The following is a 22,786-nucleotide window of genomic DNA, read 5'->3' as shown; positions in this document are numbered from 1 at the left end:
GAAACCACACGTACCGATCAGCCACTCACGGAGATAACCATGGCCGGCAAAACAGCACAGACTGCTCAAGAAATACTGATGGCGGATTTTCAGACCCTGGTCAGTGACACCGAAAAGTTGCTGGACGACACCGCCATCCTGGCCGGCGACCAGGCCGACGAGCTGCGCGCCAAGATCCACGACAGCCTGCTCAAGGCCCGTGAAACCCTGCAACTGACCGAAGATTCCTTGCGCGACCGCAGTCAGGCAGCCGTCACCGCGACCGAAGATTATGTGCAGGCCAACCCTTGGCAGTCGGTGGGCATTGCCGCTGGCGTGGGCTTTTTGATCGGCCTGCTTGCTACAAGGCGCTAATCCTATGTCTATCGGCGAATCCGGCTCGTCCACGGGCCCAAGTTCAACGTCCCGACGCCTGGGCGCAGCCGTACTGGGCTTGCTGCACAGCCATGTCGAACTGTTCGGCATCGAGTTGCAGGAGCAGAAGGCCCGCACCGTCAGCCTGCTGCTGTTTGCCGGGCTGGCCTTGGTGTTTGCCCTGCTGTTGCTGGTGGGGTTGTCGACGTTGGTGATGATTCTGGTATGGGACACTGGCTACCGCCTGACCGGAATCATCTGCCTCTGTGTGTTCTATACCCTGGCCGCTGTGTTCTGCGGTGTGCGCTTGAAGGCGGCGGTGTTCGATGAATCCACGCCGTTCCACGCCACGCTCGAAGAGCTGGCCAATGACCGGGAGCGCCTGCTGCCATGAGCCTGACTGAATTCCCGCACACCCACTCGCGCCAGGAAATGCGCAAGGCGCTGATCCGCCTGCGCATGGAAATGCACCGTCAGGAAATCCGCCATGAGTCCCAGCAACTGATGGCGCCCCTGCACAAAGTGCGCAACATGGGCCAGAACTGGCAGGACAGCCTGGGTATCAAGCACGCGCCGCTGTGGGGCGTGGCGGCAGTGACGCTGATAGGTTTTTTCACTGGCAAGGGCGCCAAGGGCGGTAGTATCAGCAGTCTGACCCGCCTGGTGCGGCTGGGCGCCGGCTTGATCCCGCTGATCAAATTGGCCATGCAGGGCGCCTCACGCAAAGGTTGAGGCCTGCTGGCTGCATTCTTGCAAACACCATCGGTCCGGCCCTCGTCAGCGAAGGCCGGGCCTTTTCTTACCAACGTTTTAAGGAGGCCCCGTGATCGACGGGCAACCGCTCGCCTGCTTCCAGCCATTCATTGACACCGCCACCGGGCGCATTGCCGGCGTCGAAGCCCTAGGCCGCCTGCGCCAGGCTGACGGCCGCCTGCTGTCCGTGGGCCCGTTGTTCGCTGACCCGCGCACCCCAGGCGTGGCCTTGCGCCGCCTGGATCGGCAGATCCGCGACGACGCCTTGAGTCGTCTGCACGAGGCGCCGCAGGACTGGTTTCTGAGCCTGAACATCTCGCCGCGCTGGATCAATCGCCTGCGTGCCGGCCAAGCCTTGCCCAGCCTGCAACAAGTGCAGGCCCACGGCGTCGACCCACAGCGCATCGTGTTCGAGATCACCGAACTGGGCGGCGATATCCAACGCCTGGCCGACGTGGTGGCGCGCTATCGCGAGGCCGGCGCACGCATCGCCATCGATGACTTCGGCGCCGGCTATTCGCAACTCGATCGCGTACTGGCGTTGCAGCCGGACATTCTCAAGCTGGACATGCGCCTGTTTCAGGAAGCTGCAAAAGGTGGCCCCAGCAGTGAGGTCGTGCGGGCACTGGCGCAAATGGCGGAAAAAACCGGCTGCTGGATCATTGCCGAAGGCGTGGAAACCGAGGCGCAGTTGAGCTTTGCGCTGGAGTGCGGCTCGCGGTACGTGCAGGGTTATCTGTTTGCCCAGGCGCAATTGGACTGGTTCGCCACCGATGCTTTCGTGCCGCGCTTTGCCCAACTGCGTAGCACCTACGTGCAGAAAAAACTCGCCGAACGCGGACGCGTCATGCAGCTGCGCCAGCAATTGACCGAACTGATGAAAATCCTCCAGACCTGGGCCCAGGGCCAGGCACCGCTAAGCGATTTGCCGCAATTACCGGATTTTCCCTGGCTGCTGCGCTTCTACCAGTGCGACCGGCACGGCACCCAACTGACCCCCAACTTCGAATGGCGCCAGGATGCCTGGCAAGCTGACAGCCGCTACCTAGGCCACAACTGGTCATGGCGCCCATACTTCTACCATCTGCTGGCCGAAGGCTGGGATGAGCGTCGCCTGACGCTGTCTTCAACCTACCGCGATGCCACCACCAACCAGTATTGCCTGACCGCCGGACAATTTTTCGATAACGGCCAGCGCTTGCTGTTAATCGATATCGACGCGGTCGGCCTGTAGATTTTCGCTTGCCCCGCCCACCCGGCACCGGGAAGCTGGGCGGGTCATTCCGCACAGAGAAGCGTTAAGCCGTAGCCCGTTTCACAAGGACCACGACCGCATCATTTTCTCCGGCACGTTCCACCGCTAGATAGCGATAACAAAATAAATAGATCAGTACTCACACCTCAACGCTCCCCACCCATTCCACTGAATTGGCGAGCCAAGTGGATAGCATAGTTATCCGTCATACCACTCACGTAATCCAAAACCTGCATAATTGCGCCGTACTCTTTTGACACGCCAACATTATCATCTAGCGCTTTCAAATCCAGGCCAATAAGCTCAGCCACCCTTCTAGTCTTAGAATCAGCTACACCGCCCTTTTTGACGTAATCCAAAGCAGCAGAGCAGATAACGCTAAGCAACGTAGAGATCGTGCTATAAGCTCCAATTTCCAACTCAACTTTCCGTGGATGTTGGAAGATTTCATCACGAGCAAGACCTTTGGCGGCGGTGACACAGTCACGCACGTTCTTATCGCAAAGATCCAAGATGCCTAACACCTTGCCATTCATGATTTCGTTGTGGTTGTTCATGAACGCTGTCGCGCCGGCATCTACAAAAGCTGAAATGACTTTTCCACGCACCATAGAGAGTCTTCGGCCAACCTTCATGCCCTGGATTTCTTTGACAAGCTGATCCTTCTGGTGGTCACCAAGGACAAGGCACAAGATTTCAAAGACCTTATCCCACTCAAGTATCCCCATTTCCACACCATCTTCTAAGTCAAGAATGGCGTAACAGAAGTCATCAGAGACCTCCATCAAGTTAGCCAGAGGATGGCGGCACCGCCAACTTTCACCCAACTTTATCAAACCAGTCGCATCGGCCACTTCATTGAACAACTCCAACTCAGAGCGGTAAATACCATATTTGTTCTGGATAGGCCTTTGCAAGTTAACAGCATCACCCGCCAGCCAAGGATACTTAATGAAAGCCCCGAGTGACGCATAGGTCAGACGCATTCCCCCTTCATTGGGATGATATTCCGAGGTCGTTAAAACCCTGAAGCCTTGGGCATTACCTTCAAACCTGCGCAAGTCAGTAGCCTCATGGAATGGCAACTGCTCAATCATCTTTGCCCCGACATCATTGGAGAACCAGTGACGAATAGCTTCTTCACCAGTATGTCCAAAGGGAGGATTGCCAATGTCATGAGCCAGGCAAGCAGTTTGGACAATATCACCAATATCAGAAGCTGAATGTTGCTCAGGGATAAGTCTTTCATTTAGAAGTTCTTGGCCCACTCTCACGCCCAGCGTCCGACCGACACAAGCGACTTCCAAGCTATGTGTGAGGCGATTATGAACATGGTCATTAGTGGCGAGAGGATGAACCTGTGTCTTTCTTGCAAGGCGCCTGAAAGCCCCGGAGAAGATGACCTTGTCATGGTCTGAGTGGAAAGGTGAGCGGCCTAGCTCAGATTTAGGAGGCCGACCACCAAGGCGAGTATTATTCAGCAACCTGTCCCAGCTCATGCTTCCCATAGAACCCCCCGCAAAAACTCCAACACTATAGTTATCTTCCGCAAATAGCAAAAATTCAACCAACCATAAAAATTCAGTCTAAAAAATCGAGCTAAAGTGATCGCAACTCTAAGAACCCAGCATTGTAATATTGTGACAGCGCGAAGTACTCAACCACGCCACACATGACACAAACCAAAATTGTATTAGAAAATCCAAACTAATTGCTTAGTTGCATGTAGTGGATTGCCGATCCTTGAGCAGATCGCCCACAATCTCGGTCTGCCGCAACGGGAAGAACAACGCTGAGCCCGCGCCCCCCCTCGGTGCACTTGATGGAGGCTGCGGACGACATCTGCTACGCACTAATCGACCGGGCGTTCCAGCCCGCAATAGATGACTGATCCAGCGGCCTGTTCCCTGAACAGAATCTACCTACGAGGGGAACAGAGCGGCCTGATCGAATCAGTACAAACACCCGATGAATAATCACGCACGCTCTTAAAGGGCATGGGGCACCTTCCTACGCCCCGCCCAATCGCCGCTTGACTTACCGTGTGCCCTTCCTATGTTCAAGAATTGCCTTCGCATCCTGCTGGTGGAGGATCACCCCTTTCAGCTCCTGGCAACCCGGTGTCTGCTCAACAGCTTCGGCTTCGAGCACCTGACACTGGCGGAAAACGCCGAACAGGCGATCCGGTTGATGATCCAGTCTGAGCGGCCCTTCGACCTCATGCTGTGCGACCAATGCCTGCCTGATCTGCCCGGGCTTGAGTTAGTCGAGATCGCCAGTCGTCGAGGTTTTATCGCAGGGGCTATCTTGCTGAGCGGGCTGCCCCTACTCGAACTGGCGAATCTGAAGGCTCAAGCATTAAAACGCAACTTACCGTTACTTGGCTATTTATCAAAACCATTAAACCGGGACGAATTAATGACACTGATAAACCCGCTAAACATGTAGGAATTTAAACACCCACCTATAGGAAAAACTTACCAGAAAAAGCGCCTAAAACGTGGACAGAGGTCGTGTTCCTCGCTGCAGACCGAATTCTGACACAAACGCCCACAAAGCCTTGATAGATCGTAAGGCAATACTTTTTTTGATGTAGGAATTTTCCTGTTCTGTACTTACACCCCCTGACCTTCATGCTACCCCCTCGCCTTCTGAGCTAATGTGCCCGCTTTATTTGCACTTGCATGGAATGTAATTATGAACACAGTTTTCATCATTGACGACCATCCTGTTATCAGGTTGGCGATTCGAATGTTGTTGGAACACGAAGGCTATAAAGTCGTCGGCGAAACGGATAATGGTTGTGATGCGATACAAATGGTTCGCGAATGCCTTCCAGACTTGATCATTTTGGATATCAGTATTCCGAAACTTGATGGCCTCGAAGTGCTGTGCCGTTTTAACGCAATGAACACATCGATGAAAACCCTCATTCTGACGGCTCAATGTCCAACGCTGTTCGCCACACGCTGCATGCGCTCGGGCGCCGATGGCTATGTGTGCAAGGAGGGCGACCTGAGTGAACTGCTGAGTGCGATACGCGCGGTATTATCCGGCTACAACTACTTCCCCAGCCAGGCATTGAATGCCGGCGGCCCGGAAGGCAACTCCCAGGAACTGGAATTATTTAAGGCAGTGAATGACCGTGAGTTAATGGTTTTGCAACTTTTTGCACAAGGTCGCACCAACAAGGAAATTGCAAAGGGTATGTTTCTCAGTAACAAAACGGTCAGCACCTATAAAAAGAGGCTTATGCAAAAACTCAAAGCCAAGTCCTTGGTAGAACTTATCGAGTTGGCAAAACGAAACGCGCTAGTGTGAGAAAGCGGATGCCCAGGCGTATAAAGGACTATCTGATCATATTGAGCGCAGGCGTGTGCTTGAGCACCTCTGTGCTCGCTGTTCAAACGGAACCGGAACACTTCACCTTATTGAGCCGCGCAGGCGCCGTTCAACTGGACACTCAACTCGACAAGACGCAACGCCAGTGGCTGCAGAACAAACGCGAACTGGTGCTCGGCACTGCGGCTCCCGACTACCCGCCCTTCGACCTCACGTCCAGCGGACGCGACTATGAGGGGCTCACCGCCGATTACGCCGGGCTGTTGGCCAAGGCGCTGGCGTTACCGGTCAGAGTGCTGCGCTACCCCAACCGGGAAGCGTCCATCCAGGCGCTCGAAGCCGGTGAAATAGACCTGTTGGGCTCGTCCAATGGCTTTGAGGCCGCCAACCCGCTGCTCACCCTTTCAGCACCGTATGCCGTGGACCAGCCAGTGCTGGTGACGCGCGAAGGTGAAACCCGCAGCCTCAGTGACGGCCTGGCGGGGCTGCGTCTGAGCCTGGTCTATCACTACCTGCCCCTGGGCGAAGTCGAGAAGTTGTATCCCGAAGCGATGATTCGCGCCTACCCGTCTTATCAGAACGCCCTGAATGCGGTGGCGTTCGACCAGGCGGACGTGTTTCTTGGCGACACCATTTCCACCCACTACATGATCAACAAGGGCTACCTGAAAAATATCCGCATGGCCAACTTCGGCAAGCACGAGGCCTATGGCTTCAGCTTCGCCGTGCGCCAGGACCAGCACACCCTCTTGAGCATCCTCAACGCCGTGCTGGCGGCAGTGCCGACCAATGAGCAGGACAGCATTGCCAAACGCTGGAGTGCGGGCAGCGATATCCTGCTCACTGCGCAAAAACTGCAACTGACGCAACGCGAGGAGCGCTGGCTGAAGGCGCACCCGGTGGTCAGGGTGATCGCCAACGAAACCTTCGCGCCATTGACCTTCTTCGATGCCGACGGCAACTTCCGCGGTATCACGGCCGACCTCCTGGAGCTGATCCGCCTGCGCACCGGGTTGCGCTTCGAGGTCCAGCGCGCGCGTGATGTCAACGCGATGATCGAGCAAGTCGACGCCGGCAAAACCGATCTCATCGGCGCCATCATTCCCAGCACGGAACGGGAAGCTCAACTGAACTTCAGTCGTCCCTATCTGGAAAACTCCTACGTACTGCTGACGCGCAAAGAGCCCGGCGCGCCATCGAATCTTGAACAGATGGCAGGTAAGCGCCTGGCGATCACCCAAGGCAACCCCCTGGAAACCATTCTGCGCAAGGAGTTCCCGCACGTTCACTTGGTGGAAACCAGCGACACCTTCAAGGCCTCGGAACTGCTGGCCCAAGGGCACGTGGAAGGCGCAGTGAATTCGCTGGTGATCGCCAACTATTTCCTGTCCTCCCAAGTGTTTCAGGACAAACTGCAGATCAGCAGCAGCATCGGCACCCTCCCCGCGACCTTCGCGCTGGCCACGTCACGGCGCGCCACCGAGTTGAGCTCGATCCTGGACAAGGCACTGCTCAGCATCGCCCCCGATGAACTCGGTGTGATCAACAGCCGCTGGCGAGGCTACACCGCCGCCTCCGACAGCTACTGGCGCAATTACCACCACCTGATTGCCCAGATCATCATCGTCACCGGCCTGCTGCTGCTGATTTCCCTGACCTGGAACGCGTACATGCGCAGGGAGATCAAACACCGCAAGATGGCCGAACGCGCCCTCAACGACCAGTTCGAATTCATGCGCGCGCTGGTCAATGAAACCCCGCACCCGATCTACGTGCGCGACCGCGATGGCCTGCTGCAGACCTGCAACGACAGCTACCTGCAAGTGTTCGGCGTCAAGCGCGAAGAGGTCATCGGCAAAAGTGCGATGCAGATGAGCACGGCCCTGGAAACCGAAGCGGCTCAGTATCACGCCGACTATCTGCGTGTGGTCGCCGAGGGCAACCCGCTGATCCTAGATCGCACCCTGCTGATCAATGGCAAAAAACTGACGATCTACCACTGGATACTGCCCTACCGCGACTCCACCGGCGAAGTCCAAGGCGTCATCGGCGGCTGGATCGACATCAGCGAACGACGCCAGTTGTTCGATGAGCTGCGGGCCGCCAAGGAGCGTGCCGACGAAGCCAACCGCGCCAAGAGCACCTTCCTTGCGACCATGAGCCACGAAATCCGCACGCCCATGAATGCGGTGATCGGCATGCTGGAGCTGACCCTCAAGCGCGCTGACCAGGGACACCTTGACCGTCCGGCGATCGAAGTGGCCTACCACTCTGCCAAGGACCTGCTGGAGCTGATCGGCGATATCCTGGACATTGCACGGATCGAATCCGGTCGCCTGAGCCTCGCACCGGAACGCGTGAACCTGCGGGAAGTGATTGAGTCGGTGGTGCGGGTATTCGACGGCCTGGCGCGCCAGAAAACCCTCAGTTTGCTGTTGGAGTTCCAGCCTGAGCTCGATGACACCGATGTGCTGATCGACCCGCTGCGCTTCAAGCAGGTGCTGTCCAACCTGGTGAGCAATGCGATCAAGTTCACCGAGCGCGGGCAGGTGAAGATCAAGGTGCAGGTGCAAGCCACCGAATTGCCGCAGCAGGTCGAAATGAAGCTGGTGGTTGAAGACACGGGGATCGGTATCAGCCGCGACGACCAGTTGCGCCTGTTCGAACCCTTTGCCCAGGCCGATAATTCCGGGCACCTGGCCCGCAGCGGCGCGGGCCTGGGGCTGGTGATCTGCCGCAGCCTGTGCGCGATGATGGGCGGGCAACTCAGCCTGAGCAGCGTGCCCATGGTCGGCACCCAGGTGCATGTCAGCCTGAAGATGAACTGCCTGCAGCCCATCCAGGCCGCGGACGAACCCAAGCCGGCCGCGCCCGCACCGGCGCCGGTGCTCAACGTGCTGGTGGTGGATGATCATCCGGCGAATCGCCTGCTGATGTGCCAGCAGCTAGGTTACCTGGGCCACCAGTTCACCGCTGCCCAGCATGGTGCCGCCGGGTTCCAGGCCTGGCGCCAGGCGCGCTTCGACCTGGTGATCGCCGACTGCAACATGCCCATCATGAACGGCTACGAGTTGAGCCGCTCGATCCGCGAGTACGAACAGCGGGAACAGCTGACACCCTGCGTGGTGCTGGGGTTTACCGCCAATGCCCAGCCCGAAGAGAAACTGCGCTGCGCCGAAGCCGGGATGAACGACTGCCTGTTCAAACCGATCAGCCTCACAGCGCTGGAACGGCAACTGGCGCAGATCGCGCCCCAGCCGTCCGGCTCGCGGCTAGACCTCAGCAACCTGGATGCGCTGACGGGCGGCGACCCACAACTGAGTCGGCGGCTGCTTGAGGAACTGCTGAGCAGCAGTTGTCACGATCGCCAGATATTGGTCACGCTGTGGGCCCAGCAGGCCTCACCGCAGGACATCATCGAGCAGGCCCACAAGATCAAGGGCGCCGCGCGCATCGTCCAGGCCGGTGTGCTGGCGGCGCAATGCGAAGCGCTGGAGCAGGCCTGCGCCCGCGACGATGATCGGGCGGTGATCGAAACCGGCATCAAGACCCTGGAAAAGTGCATGCTGGAACTGGAGCGCCTGCTGCACATGCAACTCAACGGCCGGGGTTCTCCAGGATAGGCAGGGGCGAACCGGCCGGCTCGCCCCCCGCAACGGTCGATCAGCAGTCGGTCAAGCGCAGGAAAATTGCCGCCAACTGCTCGATACCGGCCTGGTCCTGCGCGGTAAAACGGGCCAGCGACGGACTGTCGAGGTCAAGGACGCCAATCAGTTGGCCATCCTTGACCAGCGGCACCACCAGTTCGCTGTTCGACGCACTGTCACAGGCGATATGCCCGGGGAACGCATGCACATCCTCCACCCGCTGGGTCTGGCGCGACGCGGCCGCCGCGCCGCACACGCCACGACCGAACGGAATGCGCACACATGCGATCTGGCCCTGAAACGGCCCCAACACCAACTCTTCATGACGGTTGAGGTAGAAACCGGCCCAGTTCAGGTCATCCAACTGGTTGAATAAAAACGCAGAGAACTGCGCGCTGTTGGCGATGAAATCCCGCTCATCGGCCAGCAGCGACTCCAACTGCGCGCACAACATGGCATACCCATCCAGGCCGGTGCCGGCCTGTTGCAAATCGATCATGGTTGACGCTCCAGCAATTTGAGGCCCACCCAGTAACGGGCGAATTGATACGCGCAACGGCCGTTGCGGTTGCCACGCCCGGTGGCCCAGCGCACGGCGAGAATATCGAGGGCTTCATCACGCTGCCACTGCAGGCCGGCCTTGCGCGCCAGCTCGCCGATCCAGTGCTCCACCACGTCGAGGAAATGTTCCTGGGTGAACGGGTAGAACGACAGCCACAGGCCAAAACGGTCGGACAAGGCGATCTTGTCTTCCACCGCCTCACTGGGGTGCAACTCGCCATCCACGCGCTTCCAGTTGTCATTGTCGCTCTGGTTTTCCGGCACCAAGTGACGACGGTTGGACGTGGCATACAGCAGCACGTTTTCCGGCGCCTGTTCCAGGGAACCGTCCAGCACGCTCTTGAGCACACGGTAATCGCCTTCACCGGCCTCGAACGACAGGTCATCGCAGAACAGGATGAAGCGCTGCGGCAGCTTGAGCAGTTGTTCGACCACTCGCGGTAGATCGGCCAAGTGATCGCGTTCGATTTCAATCAGGCGCAAACCGGCGCTGGCATGCTGGGCGAGCAAGGCACGCACCATGGACGATTTCCCCGTACCGCGCGAGCCCCACAGCAGCGCATGGTTGGCGGGCAGGCCGTCGAGGAACTGTTGGGTGTTGCGCGCCAATGTTTCACGCTGCTTGTCCACACCGATCAGATCGGACAGGCGCATATCCAGGCTGACCTCCAGCGGCAACAGGAAGCCGCTGCGGCCTTCGCGCTGCCAACGGGCGGCGAGACACTGGTTCCAGTCAATGACTTGGCGTGGGGCGGGCAACAAGGGTTCCAGGCGTGCGAGTACGGCGTCGGCACGCTCAAGAAAGGCATTCAATCGAGAATCCACGACTATTCCTCTGGCAAGTTCTTGTAAAAGATGGCGTATTGGCAACCCTGTGGCTAAGCACTCCGGGCTACCCTCCAAAAAACTGACGATTCGTGCCGGGCAAGCGTGAGCTTGTGGATGTTCAACTATGCTTGCCGGGCGAAGGGAAACGTGAAGTGGTTCAACACTCGATGAATATCAAGTTCACCCACCGCTTGTCTTACAAACAAGCCAGATCGACTGTGCTGGTCGGTCTCGTCTTGGGAACCTTGCTCAGCCTGATCCAGATAGGCATTGATTATGCCAGCGAAGACGCGTCCATCAACCGTGAAATTCGTTCACTGATTGAAATCAGCCACAACCCGGCGTCGCGCATCGCCTACAACATCGACGCCGAACTGGCCCAGGAATTGACCCTCGGCCTATTGCACTCCCCCGCCATCATTCACGCACAGTTGACCGACAACAACGGCACGGTGCTGGCCGACGTCGAACGGCCGAGCAAGGAAAGTCCCTACCGGCCCCTCAGCGATTTCCTGTTCGGCGCCAACCGCCAGTTCGAAGACCGGCTGTTTCTCAGCCATATGCCCAACGAATCCCTTGGCGCACTGCACTTGGACGTAGACACCTACGCTTTTGGCAGCCGCTTCCTGCGCCGCGCCGAGATAACCCTGCTCAATGGGTTTGCGCGCAGCCTGCTGCTGAGCGGCATCTTGCTGGGCCTGTTCTACGTGATGCTGACCCAACCCCTGGTGCGCATCATTCGCGAGCTGAGCACGCGCAGACAGACACGCCTGGATTGCCCGCCTGGGCATGAACGCGATGAAATCGGCGTGCTGGTCAGCGTTGCCAACCAGCAATTCGACAGCATGGAAACCGAGATCCAGCAACGCCGCCATGCCGAAGACCGCCTCACCGAATACCTGGGGCAACTGGAAGATATCGTCTCGGCGCGCACGCTGGAGCTCAAGGCCAGCAATCAACGCTTGAGTCAGTCCAACGATGAGCTGGAAGCGGCGAAAATGACCGCCCTCGGCATGGCTCAAGCGCGGGCGGCGTTCCTGGCCAATATGAGCCACGAAATCCGCACGCCACTCAATGGGTTGCTGGGCATGATCGCGCTGTCGCTGGACAGCCCGCTCAACGCGGAACAGCGCCAGCAACTGTCGATCGCCCATGATTCCGGCAAGGTGCTGGTGGAACTGCTCAACGATATCCTCGACCTGTCCAAGTTCGACGCGGGCCAGTTGGAGCTGGAGCGCATCCCGTTCGACCTCGGCTCGCTGGTGGAAGACACCGCCAACCTGTTGTCGCAGAACGCCGCGCCAAGTGTCGAACTGACGTGCCTGATTGATCCGCAGTTTCCGGCCCAGGTGCTCGGCGACCCGACACGTGTGCGACAGATCGTCAGTAATCTGCTGTCCAACGCCTTGAAGTTCACGCGCTTCGGTCGGGTGGATGTGCGCCTCAGCGCCCAGGACGGTCGAGTGAAAGTCGAAGTGTGCGACACCGGGATCGGCATTGCCCAGGACGCGCAGGTGAAGATCTTCCAGCCGTTCACACAGGCCGGCGCGGGCATCACCCGCCAGTTTGGCGGCACCGGTCTGGGTCTGGCGTTGACCCATAACCTGTGCGAAGCAATGCACGGCCGGCTGAGCATCAGCTCCGAAGTCGGCTTCGGCAGCCAGTTCTGCGCCGACCTGCCACTGCCCGCCCATTTGCCCGCGACCCGGCTCGCGCCGTTGGTGGGCGAAGTCATTGTAATCACCAACGGCGACAACGGCCTGACGGAGCTGCTCAGCACCCTGCTACCTCACTGGGGGCTGACGCCGCATTGCTATTCTCTTGATGAGGACTTGAGCGGAAAAACCCCTGATTTGCTAATCACAGATTGCCCGGAGTGCCTGTTTCGCCTGCGGCCGGCCATCACGGCGCCGATCCTGCTGGTGACCGCCTATGGCAATTTCATGCCCAGCGAGGAAGTCGCGGCCTTCGCGCCGTTGCAGCAACAGGCACGCCCTTTGAGCCGCAACGCGCTGTACCAGATCCTGCAACGCAATCTGCGCAGCGATCCGCGCTTGATCCAAGATCCGATCCCGCTGGACGCCGCGCCACTCGCCCACCGGGCACGCATCCTGCTGGTGGAGGACAACCCGGTCAATCAACTGGTGGCCAAGGGCATGCTCAGCAAGTTGGGCTGCGAAGTGATCGTCGCCGCCCATGGTGGCGAAGCGCTCAAGTTCCTCGAAGAACAGCGCTTCGACATGGTGCTGATGGACTGCAACATGCCGGTGATGGATGGCTATGAGGCCAGTCGGCAGATTCGTCGCAGCGGGCGTTGGCCGGACCTGCCCATTGTGGCTTTGACCGCCAACGCGCTGTCGGAAGAACGCGAGCGTTGCCGGGCAGCGGGGATGAATGACTACCTGGCCAAGCCGTTTCGCCGCGAAGAACTCAACGCGTTGCTGGACCTGTGGGTGCCTAAGACGACAAGTCTCTGATCTGCGCCAGCAATTGATCCAAGCCCTCGCGCAGGGCGTCTGCCTGGTTGAGGTCGACACCGCTGTCGCACAGCAAGCGGGTTTTCAATTGATGGGCCTGGTCGCGCCGTTGCACACCGGCTTGGCTCAGGCTCAAATGCACTTCACGCTCATCCTGCGCGCTGCGCTGGCGCCTCACTAACCCAAGCTGCTCCATGCGCTTGAGCAGCGGCGTCAACGTGCCCGAATCGAGCATCAGGCGCTCGCCCAGGGCCTTGACCGTGGGTTGGTCCGGGGTTGCGTGGTGCCATTCCCACAACACCAGCATCACTATGTATTGCGGGTAGGTCAGGCCCAACTGATCGAGCATTGGTTTGTACGCGCGGGTCACCGCCCGCGACGCGGCGTAGAGCTTGAAACACAGCTGGTTATCCAGGGCCAGAGACACGGTGGGCAGGTCGGTCATTTGAGCAGGGCTTCGATCTCTTGGGTCAACTCCTGGGGCTTGGTGGTTGGCGCAAAGCGCTTGACCACCAAGCCGTCGCGACCAATGAGGAACTTGGTGAAGTTCCACTTGATGCCCTTGGAACCCAGCAGACCCGGGGCCTGCTTTTTCAACTGCACGAACAGCGGGTGGGCAGCGCTGCCATTGACGTCGATCTTCTTGAACAACGGAAAGCTGACGCCGAAATTCAGCTCACAGAACTCGGAAATCGCACCTTCGTTGCCCGGTTCCTGCTTGCCGAACTGGTTGCACGGAAACCCCAGCACCACCAGGCCCCGGTCCTTGTACTGCTGCCAGAGTTGCTCCAAGCCTTTGTACTGCGGGGTGAAGCCACATTTGCTGGCGGTGTTGACCACCAGAATGGCCTTGCCGGCGAAGTCGGCCAAGGTCTTTTGCTCACCCTTGATGGTGGTGCAAGGGATGCTCAGCAGGTTGTCGCTCATGGCAATGCCTCGAATATGGGGAAAGAAGGGAAAACATAGCGAGCAATTTAATTGTGCGCAATTGAATTGATCAAACTGATAACCCGGTATACATCGCCCCTGCACAAGACACAGGGGCGACTCATGCTCAGCGCGGTACGAGGTCCAGGCACACCGAATTGATGCAATAGCGCAGGCCGGTCGGCTCCGGGCCGTCCGGGAACACATGCCCCAGGTGTGCATCGCACTTGGCGCAGGTGACTTCGGTGCGGATCATGCCGTGGCTGATATCGCGGATCTCGATCATCGCGTTTTCGCCAATCGGTGCGTAGAAGCTAGGCCAGCCGCAGCCGGAATCGAATTTGGTCGTAGAGTCGAACAGCGGCTCATTGCAGCAGACGCAGTGATACACACCGTCGGTCTTGGTGGCATTGTACTTGCCGGAAAACGGCCGTTCGGTGCCCTTCAGGCGGCACACGTTGTATTGCTCCGGATCGAGCATCGCTTTCCATTCATCAATGGTTTTCTGCAGCTTTTCCATCAGTACACCTCGGCAACTGAAAAACCCTGATCTGTGTCTTTTCCAGGGATCAGGCGGCACGTATGATTGCGCCTCTTCAACCCGGCAGTCTGGCACCCGCGTTAGCTGCATTCAAACGTATTTATGGGTGCGACCAACGCAGGATTCTCAGCACGGTAGGCGCCGCACCGTCTGGATCGTTCATTTTCAGGATCACATCGCCATGCAGGTCAGCAAATCGAACAAGCTCGCCAACGTCTGCTACGACATTCGCGGCCCAGTGCTCAAGCACGCCAAACGCCTGGAAGAGGAAGGCCATCGCATCCTCAAGCTGAACATTGGCAACCCGGCGCCCTTTGGTTTCGAAGCGCCGGACGAAATCCTCCAGGACGTGATCCGCAACCTGCCCACCGCCCAGGGCTACAGCGATTCCAAAGGCCTGTTCAGTGCGCGCAAGGCGGTGATGCAGTATTACCAGCAGAAGCAGGTCGAAGGTGTCGGCATCGAGGACATCTACCTGGGCAACGGCGTGTCCGAACTGATCGTGATGTCGATGCAGGCCTTGCTCAACAATAGCGACGAAGTATTAGTGCCGGCACCGGACTACCCGCTGTGGACCGCTGCGGTGACCCTGGCCGGTGGCCGCCCGGTACACTACCTGTGCGACGAAGGCGCCGACTGGTTCCCGGACCTGGCCGACATCAAGGCCAAGATCACCCCGAACACCAAAGCCCTGGTGATCATCAACCCGAACAACCCCACCGGCGCCGTGTACTCGCGGGAAGTGCTGCTGGGCATGCTCGAGCTAGCGCGCCAGCACAACCTGGTGGTGTTCTCCGACGAGATCTACGACAAGATCCTCTACGACGATGCCGTCCACATCTGCACCGCCTCCCTGGCGCCGGATCTGCTGTGCCTGACCTTCAACGGCTTGTCCAAGTCTTACCGCGTGGCGGGTTTCCGCTCCGGCTGGGTCGCCATCTCCGGGCCCAAGCACAACGCCCAGAGCTACATTGAAGGCATCGACATGCTGGCCAATATGCGCCTGTGCGCCAACGTACCGAGCCAGCATGCGATCCAGACCGCCCTGGGCGGTTACCAGAGCATCAACGACCTGCTACTGCCACAGGGCCGCCTGCTGGAGCAACGCAACCGCACCTGGGAACTGCTCAACGATATTCCCGGCGTCAGTTGCGTGAAGCCGATGGGCGCGCTGTACGCCTTCCCACGCATCGACCCGAAAGTCTGCCCGATCCTCAATGACGAGAAGTTCGTGCTCGACCTGCTGCTGTCGGAAAAGCTGCTGGTGGTCCAAGGCACGGCGTTCAACTGGCCGTGGCCGGATCACTTCCGCGTGGTGACCTTGCCGCGTGTGGATGACCTGGACATGGCCATCGGTCGCATCGGCAACTTCCTCAAGTCCTATCGCCAGTAACGACTATGCCGCTGTACGACCGCGATCTGGTCGTACAGCGATTATCTGGCAACACTTCTCTGCCCATTCTCCCGCGCAGCACTGCGGTTGCCCCTCTCCCGGCGCTTGCCCCCTATAATCAAAGGGCCGCGGGGCAACAAGAGGCTGATCAGACGGAGGATTGCAGGTGGGAAATTCCCTTCAAGACTCTACCTTCAGGCTGTAGGACACAGTTTGAAATAGTCGCTCGGTTGAATCACCCCAGGCCGCACCTTATATACCCCGCAGTACGCGACATATTTAGCATGAGGAGAACTCTACAACCATGATGCGCATCCTGCTGTTCTTGGCCACTAACCTGGCGGTCGTGCTGATTGCCAGCATCACCCTGAGCCTTTTCGGCTTCAACGGGTTCATGGCGGCCAACGGGGTTGATCTGAACCTCAATCAGCTGCTGATCTTCTGTGCGGTCTTTGGTTTTGCCGGCTCGCTGTTCTCGCTGTTCATCTCCAAGTGGATGGCGAAGATGAGCACCAGCACCCAGGTCATCACTCAGCCACGCACCCGGCATGAGCAATGGTTGCTGCAGACCGTCGAGCAGTTGTCCCGCGAGGCCGGTATCAAGATGCCCGAGGTCGGGATCTTCCCGGCCTATGAAGCGAACGCCTTTGCCACCGGCTGGAACAAGAACGACGCGCTCGTTGCAGTGAGCCAGGGCATGCTGGAGCGCTTCTCTTACGATGAAGTGAAGGCGGTGCTGGCCCACGAAATCGGCCACGTGGCGAACGGTGACATGGTCACCCTGGCGCTGGTCCAGGGCGTGGTGAACACCTTCGTGATGTTCTTCGCGCGGATCATCGGCAACTTCGTCGACAAGGTGATCTTCAAGAACGAAGAAGGCCGCGGCATTGCCTACTACGTGGCGACCATCTTCGCTGAACTGGTGCTGGGCTTCCTGGCCAGCGCGATCGTGATGTGGTTCTCGCGCAAGCGGGAATTCCGTGCAGACGAAGCCGGCGCCCGCCTGGCCGGCACCGGGGCGATGATTGCAGCCTTGCAGCACCTGCGCTCCGAACAGGGCCTGCCGGTGCATATGCCGGACAGCCTGACCGCCTTTGGCATCAACGGCGGCATCAAGCAGGGCCTGGCACGCATGTTCATGAGCCACCCGCCGCTGGAAGAGCGGATTGACGCACTGCGTCGTCGCGGCTGACCGCTTGGCAGCGAAACGGAAAGGGGCGATCTGATCGCCCCTTTTTTGTGGGCGCCTCGCCAGCCCCCTAATCAGCGCCTTGTGAGTTGGTAGGCTCGCTCTTCCAACCGGGTTACGCCGTCTTGAACGAACTTCCAGCTCTCACCCAGGACGTCCTGCTCCTCAACGACTTCGAGCGCCCAGTGCGCCCCCAGCAGCAATTTCACCTCATCATCGGTCACCGCAAACGGTGGGCCGGCCTTTTGCGCCTGGTCATAGTCGAGGGTAATCAGTAACCCCTTACAACCAGCCCCCAGAAGAACATTGAGGTGCTCGGTGTAGCGCGCCCGCATCAGCGGCGGCAACGCGATCAACGCCGCGCGGTCATAAATCGCCGTGCAATCGCGCAACGCATCCGCGTCCAGCGCGAAAAAATCACCGCACCACACCTCGATCACATCCGCCTGGTACACCTTGAACACGCCGTGCTGGCTGATACGCGGTGTCAGCCCCTGCTCGCTGAAGAATGCCTCAACCGCCTGCTCCGACAGCTCCACCCCGAGCACACGATGCCCTTGGCTCGCCAGCCATACCAGATCCAGGCTCTTGCCACACAAAGGCACTAGCACCTTTGCCCCTTGCGCAAGGGCCAGCCGCGGCCAGTGCCGTTGCAGGTACGGGTTGACCTCGGGCAAGTGAAAGCCGATCTGGTTGCGCGCCCAGCGCTCCCGCCAAAACTGAGAGTCCATACATCACCCTAAAAATTCGATCAAAAAGCGCTAAAACTTATATTAGATTTAGATCATTGATCTGATTGAAGATAGGGCATGTTAACCCTGAGGGCCCTTCTTATGCTCCCCACTCTGTTTATCTCCCATGGTTCGCCCATGCTCGCCCTGCAACCCGGCGCCAGCGGCCCGGCCCTTCAGCGCCTGGCGGCTGAACTGCCACGGCCGAAGGCGATTGTGGTGGTGTCGGCGCACTGGGAAAGCCAGGAATTGCTGGTCAGCGGTAGCGCCGCACCGGAAACCCTGCATGACTTCGGCGGCTTTCCCGCCGAACTGTTTGCCGTGCAGTACCCAGCGCCGGGCGACCCGCAATTGGCGCGCGACATCGTCGAGTTACTGCACGCCGATGGCTTGAGTGCGCGCATCGATGAGCGCCGCCCCCTAGACCACGGCACCTGGGTGCCGCTGTCGCTGATGTACCCGGCGGCGGATATCCCGGTGGTGCAAGTGTCCTTGCCCAGCCGTATGGGCCCTGCCCTGCAGACCCGGGTCGGTCACGCCCTCGCCGGCCTGCGTGAACAAGGCGTGTTGCTGATCGGCTCCGGCAGCATCACCCACAATCTCGGTGAGCTGGACTGGCACGCCGGGCCCGAAAGCATCGAACCGTGGGCGCGGGCGTTCCGTGACTGGATGGTGGACAAGCTCGCGACCAACGACGAGGCCGCATTGCACGATTATCGCCGCCAGGCGCCCAACGCCGTGCGCAGCCATCCCAGCGATGAGCATTTGCTGCCGCTCTACTTTGCGCGGGGCGCCGGAGGCGACTTCAGCGTGGCGCACCAAGGCTTCACCATGGGCGCGCTGGGCATGGACATCTATCGCTTCGGCTGAAAACCAAGGCAAAAAAAATCCCCAAACCAGTCGGGGATTTTTTATGTGCGATCAATCAGCCCAGAGGCAGATCAATCTTCGCGGTAGCGACGCAGCTTGAGCTGCTTACCGGCAACGCGAGTGTCTTTCAGCTTGGTCAGCAGTTTTTCCAGACCGTCTTCCGGCAGCTCCACCAGGGAGAAGCTGTCACGGACCTGGATGCGACCGATGGCTTCACGTGCCAGGCCACCCTCGTTGAGGATAGCGCCCAGCAGGTTCTTGGCGGCGATACCGTCACGCGCGCCCAGCGCGGTACGGCAGCGAGCACGGCCTTCGGCCAATGGCACCGGAGCGCGGCGCTCACGATCACCACGGTCCGGACGGTCGCCAGTACGCTCTGGACGATCACCGCGCGGAGCGTTGTTCGGTACCAGTGGGCGTTCTTTCTCGATCGCTGCCAGGGTCAGGGCCTGACCGTTGGTCGCCTTGCGCAGCAGGGCTGCAGCCAGGGCACGCGGGGTGCAACCGATATCGGCAGTCAGACGATCCAACAGCTCGCCGTGGGTCGATTCAGCGTCAGCCACCAGCGGCGACAAGCTGTTGGTCAGTTTCTTGATGCGGGCATCGAGAACGGCCTGGGCATCCGGCAGGCGGACCTCAGCAACCTTCTGACCGGTCACACGCTCGATCACTTGCAGCATGCGACGCTCACGTGGCGTCACCAGCAGCAGTGCGCGACCTTCGCGACCGGCACGGCCGGTACGGCCGATACGGTGAACGTAGGACTCTGGATCGTAAGGCATGTCAACGTTGAACACGTGGGTGATACGCGGAACGTCGAGGCCACGCGCAGCAACGTCGGTCGCCACAACGATGTCCAGACGGCCATCCTTGAGCGACTCGATCACGCGCTCACGTTGGTTCTGGGCGATGTCGCCGTTCAGCGCAGCGGCTTTGTAGCCTTTGGCTTCGAGGGCACTGGCCAGGTCCAGGGTCGCTTGCTTGGTGCGCACGAACATGATCAGGGCGTCGAAGTCTTCAACTTCCAGCAGGCTCAATACAGCCGAGGTCTTCTGGTCAGCGTGAACCAACAGGTGAGCCTGTTCGATCGCGGTAACGGTCTGAGTCTTGGTCTGGATCTTCACATGTTGCGGATCGCGCAGGTGGCGTTCGGCAATGGCGCGGATCGACTGCGGCAGGGTGGCCGAGAACAGCACGGTCTGACGGGTTGCTGGCAGCGCTTTGAAGATGACTTCCAGGTCATCCATGAAGCCCAGTTTCAACATTTCGTCAGCTTCGTCCAGAACCAGGTGGTTCACGGTCGACAGGACTTTCTCGTCACGACGCAGGTGGTCGCACAGACGGCCCGGGGTGGCGACAACGATCTGTGCGCCGTTACGGATAGCCTTGAGTTGTGGACCCATCGGCGCGCCGCCGTAAACGGCAACAACGGTTACACCCGGCATTTGCTTGGCGTAGGTTTCAAAAGCGGTTGCTACTTGCAGCGCCAACTCACGAGTTGGCGCCAGGATCAGGGCTTGCGGTTCGCGCTTAGCAGGATCGATGCAGTGCAGGATAGGCAGGGCGAACGCGGCGGTTTTACCGGTACCGGTTTGCGCCTGGCCAATCATGTCATGGCCGGCCATGATGATCGGGATCGATTGCTGCTGAATCGCCGAAGGTTCTTCGTAGCCAGTCGCAATGACGGCAGCAAGAATGTTCGGGTTAAGATTAAAAGCGGCGAAGCCGCCGGTTTCCTGGGTCATGGGTCTGCCTCTAAGTGCATCCGCAAAGACCCATGCTCCAAAGCTGCGCGTGCCGTGTTGAGACTCAAGAGTCGCCCTGGCTGCTTTGTCGGCGGGGATTTGCGAAAACGAATGAATGAAAAAGATTCGTCAAGGAAGAGTCCGCTGTACGGACGTGCAGCCGAAGCTGACTTCGGGGAATTGCGCTACCTAAACGCGGCCCGGTTAAAGGCCGGCGCGCACTATACCGGAAATAGCTGAAAAAGGGAGCTTTTTTTATCGCAAAGCGCCGATAAACCGCGCTGCTTCACCGTCTTTGCGCAGATGAGCGCCAAGGTCTATTTTTCAAGTGCCCGGCCTTGTTGGTTAAAACGCTTAAACGGTTCACCCGTCCACTCAGACCCTTTGGTCCGAAACCCTTCCCTGCGCCCGAGGGCACACCCGATGAATCAAGCCAGCAGCAGCCTCGTCAGCCGTGAATACAAGGATCATGTCCTGCTGTTGGGCCTGGATCGAGTCGCCAAGCGCAATGCCTTTAACCTGGAGCTACTCAACGAACTCAGCCGGGCCTATGGCGAATTTGATCGAAATGACGATGCGCGGGTGGCCGTGGTGTTCGCCCACGGCGACCACTTCACCGCCGGACTGGACCTGGCCAACGTCAGTGGGGTGATGGCAGGAGGTTGGCAACCGCCACTCGGGGGCTGCGATCCCTGGGGCGTGTTCGCCGGCCCACGGGTCAGCAAACCGGTGATCGTCGCCGCCCAGGGCTACTGCCTGACCCTTGGTATCGAGCTGATGCTGGCGGCGGATATCAATCTCTGCGCGAGCAACACCCGCTTCGCGCAGATGGAAGTACAACGTGGGATCTTTCCATTTGGCGGTGCGACGTTGCGCTTTCATCAGATTGCCGGCTGGGGCAACGCAATGCGCTGGCTGCTCACCGGCGATGAGTTCGATGCCCACGAAGCCCTGCGCCTAGGGTTGGTGCAGGAGGTGATGGCCAGCGAAGACCTGCTGCCGCGCGCCATCGAACTGGCCAGCCGCATCGCACGCCAGGCACCGCTCGGCGTGCAGGCCACCTTGATGTCGGCCCGCCTGGCGCGCCTGGAGGGCGAAGCCGTCGCGGCGGCCGCATTACCGCCAGTGGTCGAGCAATTGCTCAACAGCGAAGACGCCAAGGAAGGCGTGCGCGCCATGCTCGAGAAGCGCCCAGGGGTATTCAGGGGAATTTGAGTTGTCTGCGCGGGCGTCATCGCGAGCAAGCCCGCTCCCACATTTGACCGAGCACATCCTGAAGGAATGCGGTCGATGTGGCAGCGGGCTTGCTCGCGATGACGCCCGCGCAGACAACTAGGTGGCTGGCCGAATAGCCTTGATCAGCGCCTGCAACGAATAGCCCAGTCGCGGCGCCAGCGCCTCGGCGCGAGCTGAGAGCGCGGCATGGTCCAGCTCCTGATCCAGCTCCGAAGGCACCAGCAGGATCACATTGCCCTCTTTCACCGGCAGCTCCCAATAATGCCGGTGATACAACCCGCGCAACAAGGCCGCACCCAAGGGCTTGCCATCGTCGGTGGCCCACTGGTTGATCACCAGCCAACCGCCGGGGTTGAGTTTCTTCTGACAATTTTCCAGGAAGGTCCAGGCCAGGTGCCCGACGCCGGGGCCGACGTCGGTGTACAGGTCGACGAAAATCAGGTCGGCCGTTTCAGCGGTTTCGAGCAATTCCAGAGCGTCGCCAATGCGGATGTACAGGCGTGGATCGTCGTCCAGCCCGAGGTACTCAATGGCCAGACGCGGCACGTCGGGGCGCAACTCGATGGCTTCGACATCCTCCAGCGGCAGGAACTTGAGGCACGCCTGGGTCAGCGTGCCGGCGCCCAGGCCGAGGAACAACGCGCTCTCCGGCTGCTCATGGCACAACGCACCGATCAGCATCGCACGGGTATAGTCGTACTCCAGCCAGCTCGGGTCGGCGGTGAACACGCAGCTTTGCTCGATGGCGTCGCCAAACTCGAGAAAACGGTAATCGGCCACTTCGAGCACACGGACAATGCCGAAGTCATCATGGACCTCGGCCAGCAGGCGCTCGACACGCTCCTCGGTCATCTCAACTCCTAAAGGGTCTAACCCCACGGCAAAGGCGCGATTGTCGGCCAACCAGCGGCAACAGGTCACGCACTAATTGCTGATA

The 22,786-nt window shown here is 59.5% G+C and carries 21 protein-coding genes and 1 pseudogene; 13 read left to right on the top strand and 9 right to left on the bottom strand.

The window, feature by feature from the left end:
- The first annotated feature begins 39 nt into the window (after positions 1-39).
- The 4 genes from ACS5Q8_RS08915 (at position 40) to ACS5Q8_RS08900 (ending at position 2,341) form a co-directional block, all read left to right on the top strand.
- Positions 40-354, top strand: coding sequence for an ElaB/YgaM/YqjD family protein (locus ACS5Q8_RS08915; protein WP_276197194.1), 315 nt, complete (start codon positions 40-42; stop codon positions 352-354).
- A gap of 4 nt (positions 355-358) precedes the next feature.
- Positions 359-748: a phage holin family protein gene (locus ACS5Q8_RS08910; protein WP_276197193.1), complete on the top strand. Its 390-nt coding sequence runs from the start codon at positions 359-361 to the stop codon at positions 746-748.
- On the top strand, positions 745-1,086 hold the full coding sequence (locus ACS5Q8_RS08905) for a hypothetical protein (RefSeq protein ID WP_247407241.1): 342 nt from the start codon (positions 745-747) through the stop codon (positions 1,084-1,086). The genes ACS5Q8_RS08910 and ACS5Q8_RS08905 overlap by 4 nt, the downstream gene beginning before the upstream one ends.
- A gap of 91 nt (positions 1,087-1,177) precedes the next feature.
- Positions 1,178-2,341, top strand: coding sequence for an EAL domain-containing protein (locus tag ACS5Q8_RS08900; RefSeq protein WP_276197192.1), 1,164 nt, complete (start codon positions 1,178-1,180; stop codon positions 2,339-2,341).
- A 167-nt stretch (positions 2,342-2,508) separates the two neighbouring features.
- Here ACS5Q8_RS08900 and ACS5Q8_RS08895 read toward each other — a convergent pair whose 3' ends face one another.
- Complete coding sequence (locus ACS5Q8_RS08895) at positions 2,509-3,861, bottom strand: deoxyguanosinetriphosphate triphosphohydrolase (protein WP_465160358.1); 1,353 nt, start codon at positions 3,859-3,861, stop codon at positions 2,509-2,511.
- Positions 3,862-4,089: 228 nt separating this feature from the next.
- On the opposite strand from ACS5Q8_RS08895, the pseudogene ACS5Q8_RS08890 reads away from it, so the two are divergent.
- The 4 genes and pseudogenes from ACS5Q8_RS08890 to ACS5Q8_RS08875 all read left to right on the top strand — a co-directional run.
- A pseudogene (locus ACS5Q8_RS08890) lies at positions 4,090-4,223 on the top strand (hypothetical protein); the annotation flags it as partial.
- Between the two features lie 194 nt (positions 4,224-4,417).
- Positions 4,418-4,810: a response regulator gene (locus ACS5Q8_RS08885; protein ID WP_276197191.1), complete on the top strand. Its 393-nt coding sequence runs from the start codon at positions 4,418-4,420 to the stop codon at positions 4,808-4,810.
- A gap of 249 nt (positions 4,811-5,059) precedes the next feature.
- Positions 5,060-5,683 (top strand): response regulator transcription factor, encoded by a 624-nt coding sequence (locus ACS5Q8_RS08880; RefSeq protein ID WP_247398450.1) that lies wholly within the window; start codon positions 5,060-5,062, stop codon positions 5,681-5,683.
- An 8-nt stretch (positions 5,684-5,691) separates the two neighbouring features.
- Entirely contained in the window at positions 5,692-9,327 is a 3,636-nt protein-coding gene (locus tag ACS5Q8_RS08875) for a transporter substrate-binding domain-containing protein (protein ID WP_443694091.1), read from the top strand.
- Positions 9,328-9,367: 40 nt separating this feature from the next.
- Here the strand turns inward: ACS5Q8_RS08875 and ACS5Q8_RS08870 are convergent, their stop codons facing one another.
- Positions 9,368-9,850: a GAF domain-containing protein gene (locus ACS5Q8_RS08870; RefSeq protein ID WP_247398444.1), complete on the bottom strand. Its 483-nt coding sequence runs from the start codon at positions 9,848-9,850 to the stop codon at positions 9,368-9,370.
- Positions 9,847-10,737, bottom strand: coding sequence for an ATP-binding protein (locus ACS5Q8_RS08865; protein WP_253394336.1), 891 nt, complete (start codon positions 10,735-10,737; stop codon positions 9,847-9,849). Before ACS5Q8_RS08865 ends, ACS5Q8_RS08870 begins: the two co-directional genes overlap by 4 nt.
- Positions 10,738-10,907: 170 nt before the next feature.
- Here ACS5Q8_RS08865 and ACS5Q8_RS08860 point away from each other — a divergent pair, with 170 nt between their 5' ends.
- Positions 10,908-13,217 carry a response regulator gene (locus ACS5Q8_RS08860; RefSeq protein WP_443694777.1) on the top strand — a complete coding sequence of 770 codons (2,310 nt, stop codon included), beginning with the start codon at positions 10,908-10,910 and terminating at the stop codon, positions 13,215-13,217.
- On the opposite strand, the gene ACS5Q8_RS08855 is transcribed toward ACS5Q8_RS08860, so the two are convergent.
- From ACS5Q8_RS08855 to msrB, 3 genes are all read right to left on the bottom strand, one after another.
- Positions 13,198-13,662 (bottom strand): MarR family winged helix-turn-helix transcriptional regulator, encoded by a 465-nt coding sequence (locus tag ACS5Q8_RS08855; RefSeq protein WP_443694776.1) that lies wholly within the window; start codon positions 13,660-13,662, stop codon positions 13,198-13,200. The two genes, ACS5Q8_RS08860 and ACS5Q8_RS08855, sit on opposite strands and share 20 nt — an antisense overlap.
- Positions 13,659-14,144, bottom strand: a complete 486-nt coding sequence (locus tag ACS5Q8_RS08850; RefSeq protein WP_276197186.1) for a glutathione peroxidase — start codon at positions 14,142-14,144, stop codon at positions 13,659-13,661. Before ACS5Q8_RS08850 ends, ACS5Q8_RS08855 begins: the two co-directional genes overlap by 4 nt.
- A 127-nt stretch (positions 14,145-14,271) precedes the next feature.
- On the bottom strand, positions 14,272-14,664 hold the full coding sequence (msrB, locus tag ACS5Q8_RS08845) for a peptide-methionine (R)-S-oxide reductase MsrB (RefSeq protein WP_426099420.1): 393 nt from the start codon (positions 14,662-14,664) through the stop codon (positions 14,272-14,274).
- A gap of 202 nt (positions 14,665-14,866) precedes the next feature.
- On the opposite strand from msrB, the gene ACS5Q8_RS08840 reads away from it, so the two are divergent.
- Both ACS5Q8_RS08840 and htpX read left to right on the top strand, forming a co-directional pair.
- A complete protein-coding gene (locus ACS5Q8_RS08840) occupies positions 14,867-16,078 on the top strand; it encodes a pyridoxal phosphate-dependent aminotransferase (protein ID WP_017849409.1) in 1,212 nt (403 codons plus the stop codon).
- A 304-nt stretch (positions 16,079-16,382) separates the two neighbouring features.
- Entirely contained in the window at positions 16,383-17,270 is an 888-nt protein-coding gene (gene htpX / locus ACS5Q8_RS08835) for a protease HtpX (RefSeq protein ID WP_017849408.1), read from the top strand.
- A 71-nt stretch (positions 17,271-17,341) separates the two neighbouring features.
- On the opposite strand, the gene ACS5Q8_RS08830 is transcribed toward htpX, so the two are convergent.
- On the bottom strand, positions 17,342-17,998 hold the full coding sequence (locus tag ACS5Q8_RS08830; protein WP_465160083.1) for a thiopurine S-methyltransferase: 657 nt from the start codon (positions 17,996-17,998) through the stop codon (positions 17,342-17,344).
- Positions 17,999-18,100: 102 nt separating this feature from the next.
- Between ACS5Q8_RS08830 and ACS5Q8_RS08825 the strand changes: the two genes are divergently transcribed.
- Complete coding sequence (locus ACS5Q8_RS08825; RefSeq protein ID WP_465160082.1) at positions 18,101-18,868, top strand: DODA-type extradiol aromatic ring-opening family dioxygenase; 768 nt, start codon at positions 18,101-18,103, stop codon at positions 18,866-18,868.
- Positions 18,869-18,939: 71 nt separating this feature from the next.
- Here ACS5Q8_RS08825 and ACS5Q8_RS08820 read toward each other — a convergent pair whose 3' ends face one another.
- A complete protein-coding gene (locus ACS5Q8_RS08820; protein ID WP_276197183.1) occupies positions 18,940-20,613 on the bottom strand; it encodes a DEAD/DEAH box helicase in 1,674 nt (557 codons plus the stop codon).
- 423 nt (positions 20,614-21,036) lie between these two features.
- On the opposite strand from ACS5Q8_RS08820, the gene ACS5Q8_RS08815 reads away from it, so the two are divergent.
- Entirely contained in the window at positions 21,037-21,828 is a 792-nt protein-coding gene (locus ACS5Q8_RS08815; protein ID WP_276197182.1) for a crotonase/enoyl-CoA hydratase family protein, read from the top strand.
- A gap of 117 nt (positions 21,829-21,945) precedes the next feature.
- Here the strand turns inward: ACS5Q8_RS08815 and ACS5Q8_RS08810 are convergent, their stop codons facing one another.
- Positions 21,946-22,701 carry a spermidine synthase gene (locus ACS5Q8_RS08810; protein ID WP_247406229.1) on the bottom strand — a complete coding sequence of 252 codons (756 nt, stop codon included), beginning with the start codon at positions 22,699-22,701 and terminating at the stop codon, positions 21,946-21,948.
- Positions 22,702-22,786: the final 85 nt, after the last annotated feature.

The organism is Pseudomonas sp. PAMC25584 (assembly GCF_058135675.1).
This window is presented reverse-complemented; position numbering and strand designations above follow the sequence as displayed.

Excerpts from the sequence above, each read along its gene's own strand:
- ACS5Q8_RS08915 (WP_276197194.1), top strand. The coding sequence starts at position 40 with ATGGCCGGCAAAACAGCACAGACTGCTCAAGAAATACTGATGGCGGAT.
- ACS5Q8_RS08910 (WP_276197193.1), top strand. The coding sequence starts at position 359 with ATGTCTATCGGCGAATCCGGCTCGTCCACGGGCCCAAGTTCAACGTCC.
- ACS5Q8_RS08905 (WP_247407241.1), top strand. The coding sequence starts at position 745 with ATGAGCCTGACTGAATTCCCGCACACCCACTCGCGCCAGGAAATGCGC.
- ACS5Q8_RS08895 (WP_465160358.1), bottom strand. The coding sequence starts at position 3,861 with ATGAGCTGGGACAGGTTGCTGAATAATACTCGCCTTGGTGGTCGGCCT.
- ACS5Q8_RS08885 (WP_276197191.1), top strand. The coding sequence starts at position 4,418 with ATGTTCAAGAATTGCCTTCGCATCCTGCTGGTGGAGGATCACCCCTTT.
- ACS5Q8_RS08880 (WP_247398450.1), top strand. The coding sequence starts at position 5,060 with ATGAACACAGTTTTCATCATTGACGACCATCCTGTTATCAGGTTGGCG.
- ACS5Q8_RS08875 (WP_443694091.1), top strand. The coding sequence starts at position 5,692 with ATGCCCAGGCGTATAAAGGACTATCTGATCATATTGAGCGCAGGCGTG.
- ACS5Q8_RS08870 (WP_247398444.1), bottom strand. The coding sequence starts at position 9,850 with ATGATCGATTTGCAACAGGCCGGCACCGGCCTGGATGGGTATGCCATG.
- ACS5Q8_RS08860 (WP_443694777.1), top strand. The coding sequence starts at position 10,908 with ATGAATATCAAGTTCACCCACCGCTTGTCTTACAAACAAGCCAGATCG.
- ACS5Q8_RS08855 (WP_443694776.1), bottom strand. The coding sequence starts at position 13,662 with ATGACCGACCTGCCCACCGTGTCTCTGGCCCTGGATAACCAGCTGTGT.
- ACS5Q8_RS08850 (WP_276197186.1), bottom strand. The coding sequence starts at position 14,144 with ATGAGCGACAACCTGCTGAGCATCCCTTGCACCACCATCAAGGGTGAG.
- msrB (WP_426099420.1), bottom strand. The coding sequence starts at position 14,664 with ATGGAAAAGCTGCAGAAAACCATTGATGAATGGAAAGCGATGCTCGAT.
- ACS5Q8_RS08840 (WP_017849409.1), top strand. The coding sequence starts at position 14,867 with ATGCAGGTCAGCAAATCGAACAAGCTCGCCAACGTCTGCTACGACATT.
- htpX (WP_017849408.1), top strand. The coding sequence starts at position 16,383 with ATGATGCGCATCCTGCTGTTCTTGGCCACTAACCTGGCGGTCGTGCTG.
- ACS5Q8_RS08830 (WP_465160083.1), bottom strand. The coding sequence starts at position 17,998 with ATGGACTCTCAGTTTTGGCGGGAGCGCTGGGCGCGCAACCAGATCGGC.
- ACS5Q8_RS08825 (WP_465160082.1), top strand. The coding sequence starts at position 18,101 with ATGCTCCCCACTCTGTTTATCTCCCATGGTTCGCCCATGCTCGCCCTG.
- ACS5Q8_RS08820 (WP_276197183.1), bottom strand. The coding sequence starts at position 20,613 with ATGACCCAGGAAACCGGCGGCTTCGCCGCTTTTAATCTTAACCCGAAC.
- ACS5Q8_RS08815 (WP_276197182.1), top strand. The coding sequence starts at position 21,037 with ATGAATCAAGCCAGCAGCAGCCTCGTCAGCCGTGAATACAAGGATCAT.
- ACS5Q8_RS08810 (WP_247406229.1), bottom strand. The coding sequence starts at position 22,701 with ATGACCGAGGAGCGTGTCGAGCGCCTGCTGGCCGAGGTCCATGATGAC.